Raw genomic sequence first — 21,259 nt, forward strand, 5'->3', positions numbered from 1 at the left:
GGGCACCGCTCACCGTCCCCTCAGCCGAGAACCGGCGGCCTCCCGCCCACCCGCTCCACCGCACGCGCGCCCGCCCGGCACCCCTCCGCCGCCGCGTCCTCGGGTGCGGCGCCCGTCAGCAGGGCGGCGAGGAACGCGCCGGTGAAGGCGTCACCGGCACCCGTCGTGTCCCGGGGTGTCGCGGGCACGGCCGGGACCCGGGCGCACACGGTTCCCGACCGGGCCACCAGGGCGCCTTCCGCCCCCTGCTTCGCCACCACCAGCGGGACGCGGCGGCTCAGTTCGGCCGCCGCGTCCGCCGGGTCGGGCAACCCGGTGAGCAGACCGGCCTCGTCACGGCTCGGCAGCAGGACATCCACTCCGGACACAAGATCCAGGAAGCGGTCGACACCCAGTTCGACGAGGAACCCCGCCGACGCAGGATCCAGGCTCACCGGTACACCACGCGCGCGTGCCGACTCCAGCGCCACCGCCACGAGCGCCCGGCTCGGCGCCGAGAACAGCAGATAGCCCGAGAGATGCAGCCGTGCGACACCGTCGAGCAGCGCGTCCGACCAGTCGCCCGGGTCCAGCCGCAGCGAGGCACCGCTCTGGGTCACCAGCGTGCGCTCGGCTGCCGCGTCCGCGTCCACCAGGCAGATCACCGTCCCGGTCGGCGCCTCGGGATCGACGACGAGGCGTGGCCGTACCCCGCAGGCGGTCAGCTCGCGCTCGTGCCACTCCGCCGCGTCCGCGCCCACCCGTCCGAGCAGCCGCACCTCCGCGCGGCCCCAATGAGCTGCCCAGCAGGCCACGTTGGCGCCCGCACCGCCCGGCAGGGTCCGGATCGCGGCGGTCGTGTCGGTCCCCGCCGCGAGCGGCCCCCGGTGCCGGGCGACGATGTCCGTGATGACGTCCCCGACGACGAGCAGCGCCCCGCCCGGTTCCGTCACGCCCCGGCCCAGGCCGCCGCGATCCGCCCCGCGAGCCGTACGTTGCCCCGGACCGCCGCCAGGTTGGCGCTCAGCGAGGCGCCGTCGGTGTGCCGCACCAGGTAGTCGAGCAGGAAGGGCGTCACGGCCTGACCGCTCACGCCCTGCTCCTCGCACGCGTGCAGCGCGTCGGCGAGCACGCGCGCGTGGAGCCCGGGATCCAGTTGCTGCTGCTCGGGCACCGGATTGGCGACGATGAACGCCGACTCGGGGGAATCGAGCGCGTCCTGCGCCAGCATCACGTCCGCGACCTGCTCCGGCGTGTGGAGCGTCCAGTCCACCGGATGCCCGGAGTCCGAAAGGTAGAAGCCGGGAAAGTTGCCGGTGCCGAAACCGGCGACGGCGACACCGAGGGTCTCCAGCCGCTGCAGGGTGGCCGGCACATCCAGAATCGACTTCACGCCCGCGCAGACGACCGTGATCCTGGTGCGGGCCAGCAGCCCCAGATCGGCGGACTCGTCCTGGGTCACCGTCCACTCCCGGTGCACCCCGCCGAGCCCACCCGTGGCGAACACCCGTACGCCGGCACGGGCGGCCAGCAGCGCGGTCGCCGAGACCGTGGTCGCGCCGCTCGCCCCGGTGGCCACCGCGAGCGGCAGATCGCGGTGACCCAGCTTGCGGATCCCGTCCTCGTTCGCGACCCGTTCCACCTGCTCCTTGTCCAGGCCGACGTGGGGGCGCCCGTCCAGCACGGCGATCGTGGCGGGGACCGCGCCCTCCTGCCGTACGACGTCCTCGAGTTCCAGCGCCACCTGCAGATTCCGGGGGCGCGGCAGCCCGTGCGCGATGATCGTGGACTCCAGGGCCACCACGGGTCGACGCGCGTCGACCGCTTCCCGCACTTCTTCGGACACCACCAGCATCACGCGCCTGCTTCCTGTCGTTCGGTCTTCCCTCATCTCTGGCGGGCGGCGCGCCCGGTCAAACCCTTGCGGACTGTGGTGGACGACACCAGCCTGGGATTCATGACGGACAACTCGACGCGTCTCGACCATGTCGTTCTCTGGGTGCGCGACCCGCTCGCCGCGGCCGACTTCTACGAGAAGACGGTCGGCATGGAACCCCTGAGGACCACCGAATTCGCCGAGGGGGCGGTGTCGTTCCCTTCCGTACGCCTCAACGACGAGACCATCTTCGACCTCGCGCCCCTCTCCCTGGCTGAGCGCATGAACATGCTCCCCGGCGCCGCGGACAGCGCGGGGCACCCCGTCAACCACGTGTGCCTGTCCCTGTCCGCGGACTCCTTCGACGCCCTGCGAACCCGTCTGCGGGAACGGGACGTGACCGTCTCGGACTTCTCGTACGACTCCTACGGCGCCCAGGGGATGGCGAGGCGCAGTTTCTACTTCCGCGACCCTGACGGCAACGTCTTCGAGGCGCGGCACTACGGATGAGGCGTGTCGTCCCTCCGGCTCCGCGGCTCAGCCGCCCGCCTTCGTGTCCCGGACCCGGCGCAGATCGTTGCGTGTGAACAACGCCAGGGCGCCCACGGGTATCAGCAGACACGCGGCGGCGAGGTTCAGCCACCCGTAGCCCGCCTGGGCCATCACGAGCCCGGCGGCTGCCCCGCCGAGACCCGCCGAGGTGTTCATGGCGAGGTCGGACAGCCCCTGCGCGGCAGCGCGCGCGGCCTCGGGCACGGAGTCCGTGAGCAGGGCGGATCCGGCCATCAGCCCGGCCGACCAGCCCAGCCCCAGGACGAAGAGTCCCACCGCGGTACGGCCGTGGCTGCCGTCGGCCGTGCCCGCGAGGAACGCGGCGCAGGCCAGCAGGCCCACGGCGAGACCGATGCCGGACAGCCGCCCGATTCCGTCGGACAGTCGCCCCATGAGCGGCGAGAACGCGTACATGCCCGCGATGTGGCCACTGATGACCAGCCCGATCAGATCGATGCTCGCGCCATGGTGCCCGAGCGCGACCGGGGTCATCGACATGACCGAGACCATGGCCGTGTGGCACACGGTCACCGTCACGAGCGCGAGCCGGGCACGCGGCGAGGCCGCGACGGCGCCGAAGCCCGCCCGCAGGGACCGGCCCTCGGCCGACCGCTCCTCCACCGGGGCGAGCGCGCGGGCCGTGAGGAGCGGATCGGGGCGCAACAGAACGGCCACCGTCACCGCCGCGACCAGGAAGATGCCGGCCGCCCAGAAGAAGGGGCCCGCCACCGTGGGTATCCCGAGTCCGGACACACTGCGCCCCGCGGGCGCGGCGATGTTCGGCCCGAGGACCGCCCCTATGGTGGTCGCCCACACGACGTTCGAGATGGCCCGGGCCCGCCGGTCCGCCTCGGCGAGATCGGCGGCCGCGAACCGCGCCCCCAGATTCGCCGACGAGGCCGCACCGAACCCGGCCATGCCGCACAGCAGCAGCGGAAAACTGTCGATGACGGCCGCGATCACGACGACGCCCGCACCCAGGGCACCGACGAGATAGCCCAGGACCAGCCCGGGGCGCCGCCCGCGCGCGGTCATCAGTGCCGCCAGCGGCAGCGACGCCACCGCCGTGCCTGTGACCATCGCGGTGGGTGCGAGCCCGGACAGCGACTCCGTACCGCTGATCCGCTGAGCCAGTACGGAAGCGAGCGCGACACCGGTGGCCACCCCGAGCCCGCCGAGAATCTGACTCGCGACCAGCACACCGGAGACCCGGCGCCGCAGAGCGGCCAGCTGCTCACCAGCCACGGGCACGCCGACGCTCCGCTCGACGGCGGTCATCGCGGCCCACCCACGTGGGCGAAAAACCTGGTCACTGCCGCGGTCCCCCCTGCTTCCGCACAGCGTTCCCCTACGGACCTCTTCCCGTACGGGACCGTCCCCTCGTACCGAGGCCTCCCTACTGATGAAACCCTCGGGTCCCGTGGCCGAAACCCTCAGAACAGCGGTTCGGGCAGCACCCCTTCGAGCGCGAGCAGCCTCCGCTTGGTCTCCAGACCGCCCCCGAACCCGCCGAGACCACCATCGCTCTCCACGACCCGATGGCACGGCACCACCACCGGCAGCGGATTGGCGCCCATGGCCGCGCCGACCGCCTGAGCCGCGCCTGGCTGGCCGACCCGGCCGGCCAGGTCGCCGTACCCGACGACCGCGCCGTACGGCACGCCCGACGCGAGCTCGCGCAACACCTGCCGGTTGAAGCCGGAGACCAGGGACCAGTCGAGGGGCAGTTCGATGTCGCGCCGCTCACCCGCGAAGTACGCCGTGAACTGGCGTATCGCCTCGGCCAGGAGCGGGGACCCGGGCGCCTCGACGGTCTCCGCGCCCAGCCGGGAGGCGAGGCGCTCGACTGTCTTCTCGCGCACCGACTCCGTGGCATGGAACACCACGTTCACCAGGCCCCCGTGCGTCGCGGCCAGCAGAAGTGGGCCGATGTCGGTACCGACAACCGCCCACACGACCCGCTGCCGGTTCTCCGGGTCCTGCCGCTCGTCCCGCCCATGGCTGTCCATGCGCCCCACCGTACGACCCACCACTGACAACGCCCGGCGCGCGGCCCGAGCGGGCGTGGACGGTGCACGAGTGACAGGGGAGGGACAACAGAGGAACAACGGAAAAAGAGGTGCGACACAGACACATACCGAACGCTGGTGCCCGAGTCCGCACACTCCTGCCGCACAAGCGGGTCAAGGCAGTGTTTCTTTACGGAAAATCGTTTGACCCTTCCGGAGCCAGTCATACTCTCTGCCACAGCCCTGACCGCCGACCGGTCCTGGGGCAGGGGAGCATTTCGGGGAATTCCGGGAAGCAACAGGGCGGAAGGGCAACCGCGCATGCAGGGCACGGTCGACGGATTCAGCTACGGACTCGTCACTCCGCTGGTGGCCTACCTCATGGCCTGCCTGGGCGGCGCGCTGGGCCTGCGCTGCACCACCAGATCGATGCTGGTCGCCCAGTCGTGGCGACCAGGCTGGCTGGCGCTCGGCTCGGCCGCCATCGGCTCCGGCATATGGACCATGCACTTCGTCGCGATGATGGGGTTCACCGTCAAGGAAACCCCGATCAACTACGACATGTGGCTGACCTTCGCCAGTCTGGGCGTCGCCATCCTCATGGTCGGCGTAGGGATCTTCATCGTCGGCTATCGGGGCGCGAGCGGCACGGCACTCTTCACCGGGGGCACCATCACGGGCCTCGGTATCGCCTCCATGCACTACCTGGGCATGGCCGGAATGCGCCTCAACGGGAAGCTGGAGTACAACACCTTCACCGTCTCCGTCTCGGTCGTGATAGCCGTCGTGGCCGCCACCGCCGCCCTGTGGGCGGCCGGGCAGATCCGCGGCTTCCTGTGGAGCGTGGGCGCCAGTCTCGTGATGGGACTCGCCGTCAGCGGCATGCACTACACGGGTATGGCCGCTCTGAGTGTCCACCTCCACACCACGTCCGGGAGTCCTGAGGGAGACTCGCCCGCGGCCCTGCTCGCACCCCTGATGATCGGCCCGCTGGCCTTCCTTCTGCTGGCCGGCGTCGTCGTGATGTTCGACCCGCTGATGATCATGGGCAAGCCGGGGGGGCGCCCCGCCGACAACAAGCCCGGCATACCGGCCCACCCGGCCGTCCCGCACCCCGGCCGACGCCCCCCGCCGTCCCGCGACCGGCATGGGCACCGCAGCTCCCGCGCTCCGCAGAACCGGTGACTCCGGGCCCGTTGTCAGTGGGTGGTCGTACGGTGGATGCATGCGGCCTGTTTCCAAGATCGAACGCACGGTGGCGCCCTTCGAGGTCGTCAGCCCCTATCAGCCGAGCGGCGACCAGCCGGCTGCCATCGCCGAGCTGGCTCGGCGCATCGAGGCAGGTGAGAAGGACGTCGTGCTCCTCGGCGCGACGGGCACCGGCAAGTCCGCCACCACGGCGTGGATGATCGAGAAGCTTCAGCGCCCCACACTCGTCATGGCACCGAACAAGACCCTGGCCGCCCAGCTGGCGAACGAGTTCCGGGAACTCCTCCCGAACAACGCCGTCGAGTACTTCGTCTCGTACTACGACTACTACCAGCCCGAGGCGTACGTCCCTCAGTCGGACACCTACATCGAGAAGGACTCCTCGATCAACGAGGAGGTCGAACGCCTGCGCCACTCCGCGACGAACTCGCTGCTCACCCGGCGGGACGTCATCGTGGTCGCCTCCGTGTCCTGTATCTACGGCCTCGGTACCCCGCAGGAGTACGTGGACCGGATGGTCCCCCTCAAGGTCGGCGAGGAGATCGACCGGGACCAGCTGCTGCGCCGCTTCGTCGACATCCAGTACACGCGCAACGACCTGGCCTTCACCCGCGGCACGTTCCGCGTGCGCGGCGACACCATCGAGATCTTCCCGGTGTACGAGGAACTGGCCGTCCGGATCGAGATGTTCGGCGACGAGATCGAGGCACTCTCCACCCTCCACCCGCTCACCGGCGAGATCATCAGCGAAGACCAGCACATGTACGTCTTCCCGGCCACCCACTACGTGGCAGGACCGGAGCGCATGGCGCGGGCCGTCAACGACATCGAGAAGGAACTCGGCGAGCGTCTCGCCGAACTGGAGAAGCAGAACAAGCTCCTGGAGGCCCAGCGCCTGAGGATGCGGACGACGTACGACCTGGAGATGCTCCGCCAGATCGGCTCCTGTTCCGGAGTCGAGAACTACTCGATGCACTTCGACGGCCGTCTCCCCGGCTCCCCGCCGAACACCCTGATCGACTACTTCCCGGACGACTTCCTGCTCGTCATCGACGAGTCGCACAACACGGTCCCGCAGATCGGTGCCATGTACGAGGGTGACGCGTCCCGCAAGCGCACGCTCGTCGACCACGGCTTCCGGCTGCCCTCCGCGCTGGACAACCGCCCGCTGAAGTGGGAGGAGTTCCAGAAGCGCATCGGACAGACCGTCTACCTGTCGGCCACCCCCGGCAAGTACGAGCTGTCCCGTGGCGACGGCTACGTCGAGCAGATCATCCGCCCCACCGGCCTCATCGACCCCGAGGTCGTCGTCAAGCCCACCGAGGGCCAGATCGACGACCTGGTGCACGAGATCCGCACGCGGGCCGAGAAGGACGAGCGTGTCCTGGTCACCACGCTCACCAAGAAGATGGCCGAGGACCTCACCGACTACTTCCTGGAACTCGGCATCCAGGTCCGCTATCTGCACAGTGACGTCGACACCCTGCGCCGGATCGAGCTGCTGCGCGAACTGCGCGCCGGCGAGTTCGACGTCCTGGTCGGCATCAACCTCCTCCGGGAGGGCCTCGACCTCCCCGAGGTGTCCCTGGTGTCGATCCTCGACGCCGACAAGCAGGGCTTCCTGCGCTCCGGCACCTCCCTGATCCAGACCATCGGCCGCGCGGCGCGCAATGTGTCCGGCCAGGTCCACATGTACGCGGACAGGATCACCCCGGCGATGGAGAAGGCCATCGACGAGACCAACCGCCGCCGGGAGAAGCAGGTCGCGTACAACAAGGAGAGGGGCATCGACCCGCAGCCGCTCCGCAAGAAGATCAACGACATCGTCGCGCAGATCGCCCGCGAGGACGTCGACACGGAACAGCTCCTCGGCTCGGGTTACCGCAAGTCGAAGGACGGCAAGGCGGCCAAGGCCCCGGTGCCCGCGCTCGGCAAGGCGGGCAAGGGAGCCCGAGCCGGGAAGGGCAAGGCCGGGGAGACGGTGCCGACGGACCGCCCCGCGGCCGAACTCGCCGACCAGATCGAGGAGATGACGGCACGGATGCGTGCCGCCGCGGCCGACCTGCAGTTCGAGGTCGCTGCCCGGTTGCGCGACGAGGTGTCGGAGATGAAGAAGGAACTGCGGCAGATGAAGGAGGCGGGCATCGCCTGACTGCCGCACGGGCAGGCGGGGTGCCGTCCGTCGCACCGGACGGGCAGCCCGACAGGTGTCCGTGAGCTGCGTCGTACTCGCAGTGTTGCAACACCGACACAAAGTGCGCCCGAGGCTTCGGCACTGTCAGTGCCCCTGCGTAGGGTTCAGGTCATCCGCGGACCCCGCGGAAACAGGGGACGGCTCGAGAGGGGAACAGCGCGTGGTGGACGTATCCAAGGGTGGAACGCCCAGTGGCAGCGTCAATCTGACCAAGGGTCAGGCCATCAACCTGCAGAAGAACGACGGGGGCACGCTGACCGCGGTGCGCATGGGCCTCGGCTGGCAGGCGGCTCCCCGGCGTGGCCTGTTCGGCTCGCGTACGCGGGAGATCGACCTCGACGCCTCTGCCGTGTTGTTCGCCGACAAGCAGCCCGTCGACGTCGTGTTCTTCCGGCATCTGGTGAGCGACGACGGCTCCGTACGGCACACCGGGGACAACCTGGTCGGCGGTGTCGGCCAGGGTGGTGACGACGAGGCGATCCTCGTCGACCTGCCGCGTGTGCCGGTCCACATCGACCAGATCGTCTTCACCGTGAACTCCTTCACGGGCCAGACCTTCCAGGAGGTGCAGAACGCGTTCTGCCGTCTGGTCGACGAGACCAACGGTGATGAACTCGCCCGCTACACACTGGACGGTGGCGGTCAGTACACGGCCCAGATCATGGCGAAGGTGCACCGTGCGGGCACGGGCTGGCAGATGACCGCCCTGGGCACGCCCACCAACGGCCGCACCTTCCAGGACCTGATGCCGGCGATCCTGCCGCACCTGTAGCCGGGCCCGGGCTGCCCAGGGAACAGCCCAGGGAACAAGAGAACGACACGGGGGGACGAAGGCGATGACGGCCGAGCTGGTCCGGGGGCAGAACCATCCGCTCTCCCAAGTCCGCCTCGAAGTGCGGATCTCGGCCGGTGCGCCGATCGTGGCCGGAGCCACGATCGGCGACGAGCAGGGCCAGGTCCTCGGCGTCGAGTGGGTGGCTCACCCCGGGGCTCCCACGCTCCCCGGCCTGGAGGTCTCCAAGCAGGCGGCGGCCGACCACCGGCTCGCCGTCGACCTGGGTGCCATGCCGGAGGCGGTGCACCGGGTCAGCGTGCTGCTCGCCCTGCCGTCCGGGGTGGGCGGTCCGGTCCGCTTCGGCGCCGTCGCAGCACCCTTCGTCGCCGTCACCGGCCTCGACGGCACCGAGGTCGCCAGTTACACGATCACGGGCCTGGAGGCCGAGTCGGCCGTGATCGCTGTGGAGCTCTACCGCAGACAGGACGCCTGGAAGGTGCGCGCCATCGGCCAGGGATACTCCGGCGGCCTCGCCGAACTCCTCACCGACCAGGGACTCTCAGAGGCCCGCCACCTCGCGGACACCATCGACGAGGCGGTGTCCCGGGCACACTCCCGCTCGGTGGCACCCCCGCCACCCCGTGCGCTGGACGGCGACCGCACCCGCCGGACCGCATCGCCCGCACCCGCGCAATCCGCGGCTCCGTACGCGGCCCAAGGACCGCAGGACACCCAGAGTTCCGGCGCACCGGAGCAAGCCGGCCCGTTGGTTCAGGGCGGCCAGGGCGCTGCCTCCGCGCAGCCTTCGCCGCCGTACGGAGCACAGGACCCGCAGAACACCCCGACGCAGGCAGGTCAACCGGACGGTTCGGCTCCGGCGGGCCACTGTGGGGGAGCGGCGCAGGCAGACCCTTCCGCCACCCCGCAGCCGTCCGCCCCCGCCGCCGGAGCACCGATCGACTACAGCCACCCCCGCCGCCGTACGGCCGCTCCGTCACCGGCCCCGCAGGCCGCGCCCCCGGCCGGGCCGGGACAGGCGGCGCGGCCGGTCGCCGGTGACGCCGGCGGGTGGTCCATGGACGAGCGGCTCTACAACCAGGTCTGGGGCATGTTCGAGGACCTGGCGCGCTCTGTCGCCGCGTACCGCAGTGCCGTGGACTTCGCCGACTCGCGCCTTGAAAAGGAGATCGACAAGGCGCTGGCCGATCCCCGCAGCCGGGTCGGCCGGGGCGACGCCGCCCGGGAAGCGGCCCGCGCCAAGCACGCCGAACTCGTGGACCAGGCGCGCGCCGCCCTCGACCGCGATCTCTCCCAGCTCACCGCCGAGGCCGAGGTCGTCGAGCCCGCGCTGCCCCTGCCGTACGCGCGCTGGGACAACCCTGTCTGGCACGGCTACCGGGTACCGATGGAGATGCCCATGGCGCTGCGGCTGGGCGACCTGCGGCTGCCCGAGAGCGCCGAGCTGAGCATCCCGATGCTCGTCCGGCTGCCGTTGGAGCGCGGCCTGTGGATCGACAGCGGCGGTGAGTCCCTCGACGGCTCGCTCCTCGACTCCGACGAACTGCGCCGACTTGCCATGGACGCGGCGGTCACGCACGCCGCCCGGCTGCTCGCTGTCCATCCGGCGGGCGAATTCACGGTGCACGTCGTCGACCCGGCGGGTTCGGCCGCCTCGGCTCTCGCGCCGCTGGTCCGGACGGGTGTTCTCGCGGGTCCGCCCGCCGCCGGAGCCGCCGGTGTCGCGGACATCCTGGGCCGGTTGACCCAGCGCGTCGACCTCGTGCAGATGGCGGTGCGTGGAGGCGCGGCCGACTCGCTGCCGCCCGACCTCGACACCGCTCAGCAGCTGTTGCTCGTCAATGACTTCCCGCACGGCTTCGACGACCGGGCGGTGACCCAGCTGCGCTATCTCGCGGACGAGGGGCCGGCCGTCGGCGTCCATCTGATGATGGTCGCGGACCGCGAGGACGCAGCCGCCTACGGGCCGTTGCTGGACCCGCTCTGGCGTTCGCTCATGCGACTCACTCCGGTGCCCGACGACCACCTTGCCGACCCGTGGGTCGGCCATGCGTGGACGTACGAGCCGTCGGTCGTCCCGCGCGGCAGCCAGGTGCTCCAGCAGGTGCTCAGCCAGGTCGCGGCGGCCCGCCGCTCGGGGAACCGCTGACGCGCCCAGGCACTTCACCAAGGATCCGTAAAGCCATCTGACCTGCGGACTTTGATTCTCTTTTACTGATTTCTTTACCTTCCCTTGGTGATTGGGGTACTGTTTTCCCTAACGGAGGGGAGTACTCCCTACCTGCTGCGGCGTACCCGTCAATACGGATCGATCCAGATCCCGGGGCGTCGGCCCGCAGGCATCCGGGCGCGTGAAGGAGCCCGACTGTCGCGGGTGGAAGAGACCTCCGGTAGCGACGACGCTGCAATTTGCCGTTACTACTGCCGGAGGCGCAGTGAATGTTTCCGTGACCCTGTGGGTCCTGACCATCGTGGGTCTCGCCGCTCTGATCGCGGTGGACTTCTTCATCGGGCGCAAGCCCCACGACGTATCGATCAAGGAAGCCGGAATCTGGACGGTTGTCTGGATAGCCCTGGCCGGGTTCTTCGGCCTGGGGCTGCTCGTCTTCGGCGGCGGTGAGCCCGCCGGTGAGTTCTTCGCGGGCTTCATCACCGAGAAGTCGTTGAGCGTCGACAACCTCTTCGTCTTCGTCCTGATCATGGCGAAGTTCGCGGTGCCTTCGCAGTACCAGCAGCGGGTGCTCCTCGTCGGTGTCCTCATAGCGCTCGTCCTGCGGGCGATATTCATCGCCGCCGGCGCCGCGATCCTCGCGAGCTTCGCGTGGGTGTTCTACATCTTCGGTGCCTTCCTCATCTGGACCGCCTGGAAGCTGATCCAGGAGGCCCGCGCGGACGACGAGGACGAGGAGTTCGAGGAGAACAAGCTGCTCAAGGCTGCCGAGAAGCGGTTCGGTGTGGCCGACCGGTACCACGGCACCAAGCTGTGGATCGAGGAGAACGGCAAGCGGATCATGACGCCGATGCTGGTCGTGATGCTCGCGATCGGTACCACGGACGTCCTGTTCGCCCTCGACTCGATCCCGGCGATCTTCGGCCTGACCCAGGACCCGTACATCGTCTTCACCGCCAACGCCTTCGCCCTGATGGGACTGCGCCAGCTGTACTTCCTCATCGGCGGCCTGCTGAGGAAGCTGGTCCACCTCTCGTACGGTCTGTCGGTCATCCTCGGCTTCATCGGCGTCAAGCTGGTGCTGCACGCCCTGCACGAGTCGGGCGTCCACGTACCGGAGATCTCCATACCGGTCTCCCTCGGAGTGATCTGCGGGGTCCTGGTGATCACCACTGTCACCAGCCTGATCGCCTCCAGGAAGCAGGAAGCGGCCGAGGCGGCGCAGAAGGAGAGCGAAGGCGCTCCGAAGGACAGCATCGGCGCCTGACCACGTCGAACGTAGGAGCATCCACCACAGGGAGCGGGGCACGGCGAATTGCCGAGCACCGTTCCCGGTGCTTCGTTGGGTGGTGAGCGTCCCTTACCCGGGGGCGCCACGGCCGGGTGGAGGCATCGTGGACACAGCGACGAAGTTCGTTCAGATCATCGACATCGAGACCGACCGGATGGAGGAGATGCGGGCGTTGGTCCAAGAGACCGACAAGCGCCTCGCAGGCCGTGCCGGCGGCCCCACGCACCGCCTCGTTCTCCAGGACAGGAACCAGCCCAACAGGTTCCTGGTGATGATCGAGTTCGACTCGTACGACGAGGCCATGCGCAACAGCGACGACCCCCAGACGACCAGGATGGCGGAGCAACTGGCCTCGATGTGTACGAGGCCGCCGTCCTTCACCGACTGCGACGTACGGGAGACGACCGAGCGGAAGTAGCGGCGGCAGGCCACCGAGCGGACCCCGCGGCGCGTGAGCGCCGGGCCTCGACCGGCGGAGGCGCCGCGAGGCTCCGCAGTGGCCAGTCGGGGGAACCGAGCGGCCGTGGGGCTTCGGGCCCCGTCCCCCGTCGTCCGGGGGGGGGAGGGGGGAAGGCCGGTGCGAGGGCACGGGGCTCGGGGCACGGGGGAACATGCGCCCGGTATTTCGGGGCACCAGGTCGAAGCCTACGCAGATCGTGTGGAGCAGTGTGGAGGACCGTCAGTGGGACCGGCGTGAGCAGACGTGCGCGGATCGGTGTGCGCATGCGCGGCCCGTGTCCGTCTGTGAGGATCGCTGAATGATCGTCCGGCTGCGGTCGCTCGCGACGCGGTGGACGGCCGTCGTGCCGGTGGCTGCGGTCGTCCTGCTGTTGTTCACGTGGGGACGAGATCTTCCCGGCGGGGTCGTCGCGCTGGTGACACTGGTCCTCGCGGGAGCGGTGCTGGCCGCCGTGCACCACGCCGAGGTGATCGCCCATCGGGTCGGTGAACCCTACGGCTCGCTCGTGCTGGCCGTTGCCGTCACGATCATCGAGGTCGCCCTGATCGTCACGCTGATGGCGGACGGCGGGGACAAGAGTTCCACCCTGGCCAGAGACACCGTCTTCGCGGCCGTGATGATCACGTGCAACGGCATCGTCGGACTGAGTCTCCTCACCGCCTCGATCCGGCATGGAACCGCCGTCTTCAACCCGGAGGGCACCGGCGCCGCCCTCGCGACGGTCGCGACGCTGGCCACTCTCAGCCTGGTGCTGCCGACGTTCACCACGAGCAAGCCGGGCCCGGAGTTCTCCACCGCCCAGCTCACCTTCGCCGCACTCGCCTCACTGGTCCTGTACGGCCTGTTCGTGGCGACCCAGACCGTGCGGCACCGGGACTACTTCCTGCCGATCACCCGACAGGGCGAGGTCATCACCGCGGACGCCCACGCGGAGCCTCCGACCGTCCGTGACGTCCGGATCAGCCTGGGTCTGCTGGGCCTGGCGCTGATCGGTGTGGTGGGCCTCGCGAAGGGGGTGTCGCCCACCATCGAGTCCGGGGTGCAGGCGGCCGGCCTGCCGCCTGCCGTCGTCGGTGTGATCATCGCCCTGCTCGTGCTGCTTCCCGAGACGATCGCCGCACTGCGCTCCGCGCGCCGCGACCGGGTGCAGACCAGCCTGAACCTCGCCCTCGGATCCGCGATGGCCAGCATCGGCCTGACCATCCCCGCCGTGGCTCTGGCGTCCATCTGGCTCTCCGGGCCGCTGGTGCTCGGCCTCGGATCCACCCACATGGTGTTGCTCGCCCTGACCGTGGTGGTGGGTTCGCTGACGGTGGTGCCCGGGCGGGCCACGCCGCTCCAAGGAGGCGTGCATCTGGTGCTGTTCGCCGCCTACCTGGAGTTGGCGATCAACCCCTGACCACCGCCACAGGTCACTCCGTGGCCGGTACGGCGGCGAGGCGGGGCACCGGCCGGGTCTCCGGCAGCAAAGCGAAGCACCCCAGGCTGAACAGCGCGATCCCCGTCAGATAGGCGCCCACGCCCCACGGGACCCGGCCCCCGTGCTCGGCGAGCGCCGTCGCCACGACCGGCGTCAGCGCGCCGCCGAGAACCCCGCCGAGGTTGTAGCCGACCGCGGCGCCCGTGCACCGCACGCGGGGCTCGTACAACTCCGGCAGATACGCGGCGATCACCGCGAACATCGTGACGAACGCGATCATCGCCACCAGGAAGCCGAGAAACATCAGCAGCGGTTCGCCCGTCGACAGCAGTGCGACCATCGGGCACATCCACAGGGCGGCGGCGGCACAGCCGGTCAGGCACAGCGGTCGGCGACCGTAGCGGTCGCCCAGGAGAGCCACCACGGGTGTCAGGGCGCCCTTGACCACCACCGCCGCCATGACACAGGCCAGCATGACGGTACGGCTGACCCCGAGCCGTTCCGTCCCGTAGGCGAGGGACCAGGTCGTCACGGCGTAGAACACGGCGTACCCGACCGCGAGCGCGCCCGCCGTCAGCAGGACCAGCCGCCAGTGGTCGCGCACCACCTCGGCGAGCGGCACGCGCGCGTGGTCCTCGATCTCCAGGAAACTCGGGCTCTCGGTGAGCGACGAACGCAGCCACAGCCCCGCCACGGCGAGCACCCCGGCCGCCCAGAACGGCACCCGCCACCCCCACGAGGCGAACTGCGCCTCCGTGAGCGACGCCGACAGCACCAGCATCACGCCGTTGGCGAGCAGGAAGCCCACCGCGGGGCCGATCTGCGGGAAACTCGCCCACAGGGCACGCCGTTCGGCCGGCGCGTGCTCCGCGGTCAGCAGAACCGCCCCGCCCCACTCCCCACCGAGCCCGAGCCCCTGGAGAAAACGCAGCACCAGGAGGAGCACGGGAGCAGCGGCGCCGATTGACTCGTACGTCGGTACGCAACCGACCGCGACCGTCGAGGCACCGGTCAGCAGCAGCGAGGCGACCAGCACCGGCCGCCGCCCGCGCCGGTCCCCGATGTGCCCGAACAGCACCGCACCCAGCGGCCGGGCGACGAACCCGACACCGAACGTGCCGAAGGCGGCCAGCGTCCCGGCCACCGGCGAGAACGTCGGAAAGAACAGCGGCCCCAGCACCAGTGCGGCGGCGGTGCCGCCCTTACCGTGCGTACATCGTGCATGCCGCGTCAACTACCCACGGTGATCGCGCGTTACGGGGGCGTACGAGGGCCGCGGGATCAGTACGTCACGGTGATGCGCCGGGCGGGGCCGTCCACCCGTATCGACCCTCCACAAGGGAGGACGAGTTGCGGATCCGTGTGTCCGAAGTCCACGTCGAAGACGGCCATCAGCCCGGGAGCGTAGGCGTCCAGCGCGCGCTGGACGGCCTCCCGCTGCTCGGCGGCGTAACGGGCGCCCTCGTCAGGGCTGTTGGGGCGCTCGAAGGACCAGGTCTTCGCGCGCCCCATCAGCATTGCGGAGAAACGCCGGAGCAGCCCGCGCTCTCCCATGTTGCGCAACGTGCGGAACACCTCCGCGCCGCTCGGTAGCTCCTCCGAGGTCTCCAGGAGCAGCACTCCGCCGTCGTACTCTGTCAGATCGTGGGAGATCTCGCGGTCGGCCATCAACAGCCAGCCCAGGATCTCCAGACAGCCGCCCCAACCACGGCCCTCCACCACCCGGTCGGCGTTCTGCCAGGTCCAGCCGTTGCCGGGACGGGTCTCCGGCTCGCTGCCGAAGGTGGCGGGGTCGGCCCAGTCGCGGTCGATGTCGGTCCAGCGCTCGGCGGGCCGCAGTTCGTACTCGCCCGAGGTGAACAGGGCGGCCCGCAGGGACTCGGCGGTCAGCGGGTCCATGGCCACGGGACGCCCGAGCGCCGTCATCACGGTCGCGCCGTGATAGCCGACGATCCCGGTGTTGTAGAGGTACGCCAGCAGGTTCGTGTTGTCGCTCATCCCGACGAACGGCTTCGGGTTCGCGCGGATCAACTCCCGGTCCAGGAATGGCAGCACGGTGATCTGGTCGTCGCCGCCGATCGTGGCGATGACCGCCTTGATCTCCGGGTCGGCGAACGCGGCGTGGATGTCGTCGGCGCGCTCCTGGGGCGTCGAGCCCATTTTCCGGGTCGCCGGATACTCGACCGGTTCGAGCCCGAACTCCTTGCGCAGCCGCTCCAGCCCCAGTTCGTGGGGGCGCGGGAAGAGCCCGGGCAGTCCGGCGCCCGGCGAGATGACGGCTATGCGGTCGCCGGGCGAGGGCTTGAGGGGATAGGCAGGGGTCGTCATTCCGGGAGGGTACGGGCGACCGCGTTGCCGGCGCACCGTGATAAACCGGGGCTGAGCAGCGGTCCTCGACGGGCCGCCACCCCTGAACGGACCGGAGGAACCGTGCCCCGCACCCTCGCCAACGCCCCGATCATGATCCTGAACGGCCCCAACCTGAACCTCCTGGGCCAGCGCCAGCCGGAGATCTACGGATCCGACACGCTCGCCGATGTCGAGGCCCTGTGCGTCAAGGCGGCGGCCGGGCACGGCGGCACGGTGGACTTCCGTCAGACCAACCACGAGGGCGAGCTGGTCGACTGGATCCACGAGGCGCGCCTCCAGCACGCCGGCATCGTCATCAACCCCGGCGCCTACTCGCACACGTCCGTCGCGATCCTGGACGCCCTCAACACCTGTGACGGCATGCCGGTGCTGGAGGTCCACATCTCCAACATCCACCGGCGCGAGACGTTCCGCCACCACTCCTACGTCTCACTGCGCGCCGACGGCGTCATCGCGGGGTGCGGTGTGCAGGGGTACGTGTTCGGGGTGGAGCGGGTCGCCGCGCTGGTGGGAGCGGCGACAGCGGAAGCGTGACGTACGGCCGCCCCTACAGCCGCCCCGCCTCCACGATCCGCCGCAGGAACTGGCGGGTACGCTCCTGCTGCGGGTCGCCGAACACCTGCTCGGCCGTGCCGCGTTCCAGGACCACGCCACCTTCGAGGAAGCAGACCTGGTCCGCGACATCGCGGGCGAAGCCCATCTCATGGGTGGCCAGGACCATCGTCATGCCCTCGCCCTTCAGATCCCGGACGACGGCGAGGACCTCGCCCACGAGTTCCGGGTCGAGGGCCGCGGTGATCTCGTCGAGGAGCAGCAGCCGGGGGCGTACGGCCAGGGCGCGGACGATCGCGGCCCGCTGCTGCTGGCCGCCGCTCAGCCGGTCCGGGTACTCGCCCGCCTTCGCACCCAGCCCGAGCCGCTCCAGCAGCTCACGGGCGTACCGCTCCGCCTCCGCGCGGTCCACGCCGTGCACCCGGCGCGGGGCGAGGGTGATGTTCTCCAGGACGGTCATGTGCGGGAAGAGGTTGTACGCCTGGAAGACCACGCCGATCCGGCGGCGCACGGCGTCCTGATCGGTCCGCGGGTGGGTGATCTCCTCGCCGTCCAGCCAGATCGCGCCGTCGTCGATCTCCTCCAGCAGGTTCGCGCACCGCAGCAGCGTGGACTTGCCGGAGCCGGACGCACCGATGAGAGCGGTCACCGTGTGCGGGGCGACTTCCAGATCGACGTCCCGCAGGACGACGGTGTCACCGAACGTCTTGCGCACGGACTCCATACGGAGCACGGCAGAGGAGGTGGGCGAGTTGTCGGGGATGTCGCTCACAGTGTTCCTCCCTGCGCCCGCTGCCGGTCCATCCGCGCCGTCACCCAGTCCGTGAAGCGGGTCATCGGGATGGTCAGCGCGACGAAGACCAGTCCCGCGACGATGTACGGCGTGTAGTTGAGGCTCCGGCCCACGATGATGTCGGCCGCGCGTACGGCGTCGACCGCGCCGCCGATTGAGACGAGGCCGGTGTCCTTCTGCAGCGACACCAGGTCGTTCAGCAGCGGCGGCACCTGACGCCGTACGGCCTGGGGCAGTACGACGTGCCGCAGCGCCTGCCGGTTGGTCAGCCCGAGCGAGCGCGCCGCCGCCCGCTGGGACGGGTGCACGGACTCGATGCCGGCCCGGAACACCTCGGCGACGTACGCCGAATACGTCAGCGTCAGCGCCGTACCGCCGAGCAGCACCGGGTCCACGGTGATGCCCTGGAGCCGCAGCGCCGGGACGCCCAGCACGACGATCATCAGGTTGATGATCAGCGGGAGGCCGCGGAAGAAGTCCGTGTACGCGGCGGCCAGCGCGCGCAGCGGGAAGAACACCGGACCGCGCAGCGTGCGCGCGACGGCGATCAGCATGCCCAGGACGAGCACCGCGGCGCCGCAGATCAGCAGCAGCCGTACGTTGAGCCACAGCCCTTCGAGGACCTTGGGGAACGCCTCGCGCGCGTACTGCCCGTTGAAGAAGGTCTCCCTGGTGCGCGGCCAGCCCGGCGCGCTCACCACGACCAGATAGAGGACGACCCCGGTGACGAGGGTGGACAGCGCGGCGATCGACGTGGCGCGGCGCGCACGGGTGCGCTTGTACCGCTCACGGTCGATGCGCCGCTGCGAGGGGACGTAACCCTCGCCGCCACGGTCAGGCATGTCGCCCGGGTCCTCCTGCCCGGACTCCTCCTTCACTGCGGTCACTTGAGCACCGGAGCGTCGACGGCGTCCGACAGCCACTGCTTCTCGATCGAGGCGAGCGTGCCGTCCTTGCGCAGGGTGTCCACCGCGGTCGCCACGCACGAGGTGAGCGCGCTGCCCTTGTCGAGCACGAGCCCGAACTGCTCCGGCATGCCGTCCTGGTTCTCGAACTGCCCGACGATCCTCGCGTCGGTCACCTCGGCGGCGGTGATGTAGAAGGCGGTCGGCAGGTCGACGACGATGGCGTCCACCTGGCCGTTCTGCAGCGCGGACTTGGCCTGGTCGTTCTTCGCGTACGCGGCGGGCTCCCGGGTCGGCTTCACCACGTCGTCGATGTAGTCGAGGCTGGTGGTGCCGACCTGGGCGCCCAGCTTGAGGCCCTTGAGGTCCGCGATGCTCGTCGCCTTCGCGGCCTTGGAGGTCTTCAGCGCGATGACGGCCTGACGCACGTCGTAGTAGCCGGACGAGAAGTCCACCGCCTTCTTGCGCTCGGCGCTGATCGACACCTGGTTGATGTCGAAGTCGAAGGTCTTCGCGCCGGGCGCGAACGCCTTGTTGAAGGGCACGCTCTGCCACACGACGTTCGCCTTGTCGTAGCCGAGCCGCTGCGCCACGGCGTACGCGACCGCCGACTCGAAGCCCTCACCGTTCGCGGGCTTGTCGTCCTTGAACCAGGGCTCGTACGCGGGTTCGTCGGTGGCGATCGTCAGCTTGCCCGAGGTCTGCGTGTCCAACTTGCCCTTGGCACAGGTGGCCGCTCCGGCCGTCCCGGTGGGGTTGGCGGCGCTCTTCTCCTCAGGCTGCGGGGCGCAGCCGACAGCGGTGGCGAGCAGGGCGACAGCGGCGGCGGAGATCACGCGGCGCAACATGTGAGGGGCAAGATGCATGGCGGGAGAGTGGCAGCGGAGCGTGCCATTTGTCCAGGTCACAGGCGGAATTGTCCGCATGGTGGGAACGTGTGTTGCATTCTCGTGAACGCCGGGGCCGCCGACCGAGGGCGGGGATCGACAGGTCGGCGGCCCGTGCCGCTCAGGAGCCGTCATCCTGTGCGGGGCTGCCTTCAGTGGACTACGCCGGCGCGCACGCCGGGAGCGCGTGCGCGCTACCGGCGTGTGTGTTCGTTTCACACGGGGCGTGCGGTCATCAACCGCACGCCCCCGCAGGGGAGTTCACCACCTCGTGGGCGAGGTCTCCGCCGGCCGGCTCACCAGCCCCGTGCGTGCCACTCCGGCAGGTGGGGCCGCTCCGCACCCAGGGTGGTGTCGTCGCCGTGGCCCGGATAGACCCAGCTCTCGTCCGGGAGCGGGCCGAAGATCTTCGTCTCCACGTCGTGGATGAGGCTGGCGAAGGCATCCGGGTCCTTGCGCGTGTTTCCCACGCCACCAGGAAAGAGGCAGTCCCCGGTGAACACGTGCGGATGCCCGTGCGGGTCGTCGTAGACGAGCGCGATCGAGCCGGGTGTGTGTCCGACCAGATGGCGCGCGGTGAGCTCCACGCGCCCGACGCGGATCGTGTCCCCGTCGTCGACCGGCACATCGGTCGGTACGGGGATGCCCTCGGCGTCGTCCCGGCCCGCGTACGTACGGGCGCCGGTGGCTTCCACGACCTCCGCGAGCGCCTGCCAGTGGTCCCCGTGCCGGTGCGTGGTGACGACCGACGCGATGCCGTCGTCACCGATGAGCGTGATCAGGGTGTGGGCGTCGTTCGCCGCGTCGATCAGCAACTGCTCGTCCGTGGCCCGGCAGCGCAGCAGATAGGCGTTGTTGTTCATCGGGCCCACCGCGACCTTGGTGATCATCAGGCCCGGCAACTCGTGCACATCGGCAGGGCCGCCGACCTTCACCGCTCCGCTGTACGTCATGACGTTCAGCCTATAGCGACGGCGGTATCCCTAGAGCGGGGGCAGCGTGGGCAGGGTCCCTCCCGGGACGTGGAGTGCCGCTCCGTCGCGCCGGCCGCAGAGCCACCCCAGCAGCTCGGGTGGCGGTCCGGTGACCGTGAGCTCGGGCCCGCCCGCCTCGCTTCCCGTGCTCCACGCGCGCGTGCCGTCCGTGATCACCGTGGGCGGCACGTCGGGACGGCCGGTGAACCGGTCGGCCAGGAACGCGATCTCCCGCTCCGTGAACTCCGCCGGGAGGTCTTCGAGCTCGTACCCGATCCCCAGGTCCACGTGGTGCAGCTCGACCTCGATCCAACGCCGGAACGGCACCCGGGAGGCCATGTCGGTGACCCCGTTGCGCAGCTCCACCGTGCGCGACCAGTCCGCGTGCGCGGCCCCGGCCTCCTGGAAGCGGGCCGCGCTCTCGCGCACGTCCGAGAGCTGTACGTCGAGGGGGCGCGGGGCGTCCCGGCCGATGTCGGCGTCCCGGGTCTCCCCGGACGCGTACATCGGCCGGCCGGCGAGCACGTTCACCAGAGCGTCCGCGTTGCGGGCGATGTGGGCCAGGACATGACCGCGGGTCCAGCCCGGCAGCCGTGACGGTTCGGCCACCGAATCGTTGTTCAATTTCGCGGCTGCGGTGAGCAGCCGTTCCGTCGCGTCGCGTACAGATGCCAGGTCGCGCACTTGATCGGCCATGGAGCCGACGATAGCCCCGCCACACGTTCGGGTGAAGCCGGTGGACCAGCCCCGCAAATCGAATGTGCGTGCTATATGGTCGAGTGCGGCGTCGGGCATGCTGGATGGCCGGGGATTGTTACCACCCCA

Annotated in this window: 20 protein-coding genes; 9 read left to right on the top strand and 11 right to left on the bottom strand. The window is 70.1% G+C overall.

What is annotated here, in order from left to right; genetic code table 11:
• Positions 1–20: 20 nt before the first annotated feature.
• Both IEY89_RS27690 and IEY89_RS27695 read right to left on the bottom strand, forming a co-directional pair.
• Positions 21–932, bottom strand: a complete 912-nt coding sequence (locus IEY89_RS27690; RefSeq protein ID WP_189150226.1) for a carbohydrate kinase family protein — start codon at positions 930–932, stop codon at positions 21–23.
• Entirely contained in the window at positions 929–1,834 is a 906-nt protein-coding gene (locus tag IEY89_RS27695; protein WP_189150227.1) for a pseudouridine-5'-phosphate glycosidase, read from the bottom strand. The genes IEY89_RS27690 and IEY89_RS27695 overlap by 4 nt, the downstream gene beginning before the upstream one ends.
• Before the next feature lie 102 nt (positions 1,835–1,936).
• Here IEY89_RS27695 and IEY89_RS27700 point away from each other — a divergent pair, with 102 nt between their 5' ends.
• A complete protein-coding gene (locus tag IEY89_RS27700; protein ID WP_189150228.1) occupies positions 1,937–2,365 on the top strand; it encodes a VOC family protein in 429 nt (142 codons plus the stop codon).
• Between the two features lie 27 nt (positions 2,366–2,392).
• Here IEY89_RS27700 and IEY89_RS27705 read toward each other — a convergent pair whose 3' ends face one another.
• Together IEY89_RS27705 and IEY89_RS27710 are read right to left on the bottom strand one after the other, a co-directional pair.
• A complete protein-coding gene (locus tag IEY89_RS27705) occupies positions 2,393–3,685 on the bottom strand; it encodes an MFS transporter (protein ID WP_189150229.1) in 1,293 nt (430 codons plus the stop codon).
• Between the two features lie 155 nt (positions 3,686–3,840).
• Positions 3,841–4,416 carry a methylated-DNA--[protein]-cysteine S-methyltransferase gene (locus IEY89_RS27710; protein WP_189150230.1) on the bottom strand — a complete coding sequence of 192 codons (576 nt, stop codon included), beginning with the start codon at positions 4,414–4,416 and terminating at the stop codon, positions 3,841–3,843.
• A 321-nt stretch (positions 4,417–4,737) separates the two neighbouring features.
• On the opposite strand from IEY89_RS27710, the gene IEY89_RS27715 reads away from it, so the two are divergent.
• The 7 genes from IEY89_RS27715 (at position 4,738) to IEY89_RS27745 (ending at position 13,932) form a co-directional block, all read left to right on the top strand.
• Positions 4,738–5,601 carry an MHYT domain-containing protein gene (locus IEY89_RS27715; RefSeq protein ID WP_189150231.1) on the top strand — a complete coding sequence of 288 codons (864 nt, stop codon included), beginning with the start codon at positions 4,738–4,740 and terminating at the stop codon, positions 5,599–5,601.
• Between the two features lie 40 nt (positions 5,602–5,641).
• A complete protein-coding gene (gene uvrB / locus IEY89_RS27720; protein WP_189150232.1) occupies positions 5,642–7,777 on the top strand; it encodes an excinuclease ABC subunit UvrB in 2,136 nt (711 codons plus the stop codon).
• Between the two features lie 247 nt (positions 7,778–8,024).
• Positions 8,025–8,591 (top strand): TerD family protein, encoded by a 567-nt coding sequence (locus IEY89_RS27725; protein WP_189150263.1) that lies wholly within the window; start codon positions 8,025–8,027, stop codon positions 8,589–8,591.
• A gap of 64 nt (positions 8,592–8,655) precedes the next feature.
• Positions 8,656–10,761, top strand: a complete 2,106-nt coding sequence (locus IEY89_RS27730) for a TerD family protein (RefSeq protein WP_189150233.1) — start codon at positions 8,656–8,658, stop codon at positions 10,759–10,761.
• A 286-nt stretch (positions 10,762–11,047) separates the two neighbouring features.
• A complete protein-coding gene (locus IEY89_RS27735) occupies positions 11,048–12,049 on the top strand; it encodes a TerC family protein (protein WP_189150234.1) in 1,002 nt (333 codons plus the stop codon).
• Positions 12,050–12,176: 127 nt separating this feature from the next.
• Complete coding sequence (locus tag IEY89_RS27740; RefSeq protein ID WP_189150235.1) at positions 12,177–12,491, top strand: DUF1330 domain-containing protein; 315 nt, start codon at positions 12,177–12,179, stop codon at positions 12,489–12,491.
• Between the two features lie 340 nt (positions 12,492–12,831).
• Positions 12,832–13,932: a calcium:cation antiporter gene (locus tag IEY89_RS27745; RefSeq protein ID WP_189150236.1), complete on the top strand. Its 1,101-nt coding sequence runs from the start codon at positions 12,832–12,834 to the stop codon at positions 13,930–13,932.
• 13 nt (positions 13,933–13,945) lie between these two features.
• Here the strand turns inward: IEY89_RS27745 and IEY89_RS27750 are convergent, their stop codons facing one another.
• Complete coding sequence (locus tag IEY89_RS27750) at positions 13,946–15,187, bottom strand: MFS transporter (protein ID WP_229695441.1); 1,242 nt, start codon at positions 15,185–15,187, stop codon at positions 13,946–13,948.
• A gap of 47 nt (positions 15,188–15,234) precedes the next feature.
• Positions 15,235–16,281: a S66 family peptidase gene (locus IEY89_RS27755; RefSeq protein ID WP_189150237.1), complete on the bottom strand. Its 1,047-nt coding sequence runs from the start codon at positions 16,279–16,281 to the stop codon at positions 15,235–15,237.
• A gap of 102 nt (positions 16,282–16,383) precedes the next feature.
• On the opposite strand from IEY89_RS27755, the gene aroQ reads away from it, so the two are divergent.
• Positions 16,384–16,857, top strand: a complete 474-nt coding sequence (gene aroQ, locus IEY89_RS27760; RefSeq protein ID WP_189150238.1) for a type II 3-dehydroquinate dehydratase — start codon at positions 16,384–16,386, stop codon at positions 16,855–16,857.
• A gap of 13 nt (positions 16,858–16,870) precedes the next feature.
• Here the strand turns inward: aroQ and IEY89_RS27765 are convergent, their stop codons facing one another.
• From IEY89_RS27765 to IEY89_RS27785, 5 genes are all read right to left on the bottom strand, one after another.
• Positions 16,871–17,599 (bottom strand): amino acid ABC transporter ATP-binding protein, encoded by a 729-nt coding sequence (locus IEY89_RS27765; protein WP_189150264.1) that lies wholly within the window; start codon positions 17,597–17,599, stop codon positions 16,871–16,873.
• Positions 17,600–17,643: 44 nt separating this feature from the next.
• Positions 17,644–18,555 carry an amino acid ABC transporter permease gene (locus IEY89_RS27770; RefSeq protein WP_189150239.1) on the bottom strand — a complete coding sequence of 304 codons (912 nt, stop codon included), beginning with the start codon at positions 18,553–18,555 and terminating at the stop codon, positions 17,644–17,646.
• The gene (locus tag IEY89_RS27775; protein ID WP_189150240.1) at positions 18,552–19,439 is read right to left on the bottom strand and encodes an ABC transporter substrate-binding protein; all 888 of its coding nucleotides are present in this window, start codon (positions 19,437–19,439) and stop codon (positions 18,552–18,554) included. Before IEY89_RS27775 ends, IEY89_RS27770 begins: the two co-directional genes overlap by 4 nt.
• Positions 19,440–19,756: 317 nt before the next feature.
• A complete protein-coding gene (locus tag IEY89_RS27780; protein ID WP_189150241.1) occupies positions 19,757–20,413 on the bottom strand; it encodes an MBL fold metallo-hydrolase in 657 nt (218 codons plus the stop codon).
• A gap of 30 nt (positions 20,414–20,443) precedes the next feature.
• The gene (locus IEY89_RS27785; RefSeq protein WP_189150242.1) at positions 20,444–21,130 is read right to left on the bottom strand and encodes a maleylpyruvate isomerase family mycothiol-dependent enzyme; all 687 of its coding nucleotides are present in this window, start codon (positions 21,128–21,130) and stop codon (positions 20,444–20,446) included.
• Positions 21,131–21,259 lie beyond the last annotated feature (129 nt).

This window comes from Streptomyces lacrimifluminis (assembly GCF_014646095.1).
Taxonomy (GTDB): Bacteria; Actinomycetota; Actinomycetes; order Streptomycetales; family Streptomycetaceae; genus Streptomyces; species Streptomyces lacrimifluminis.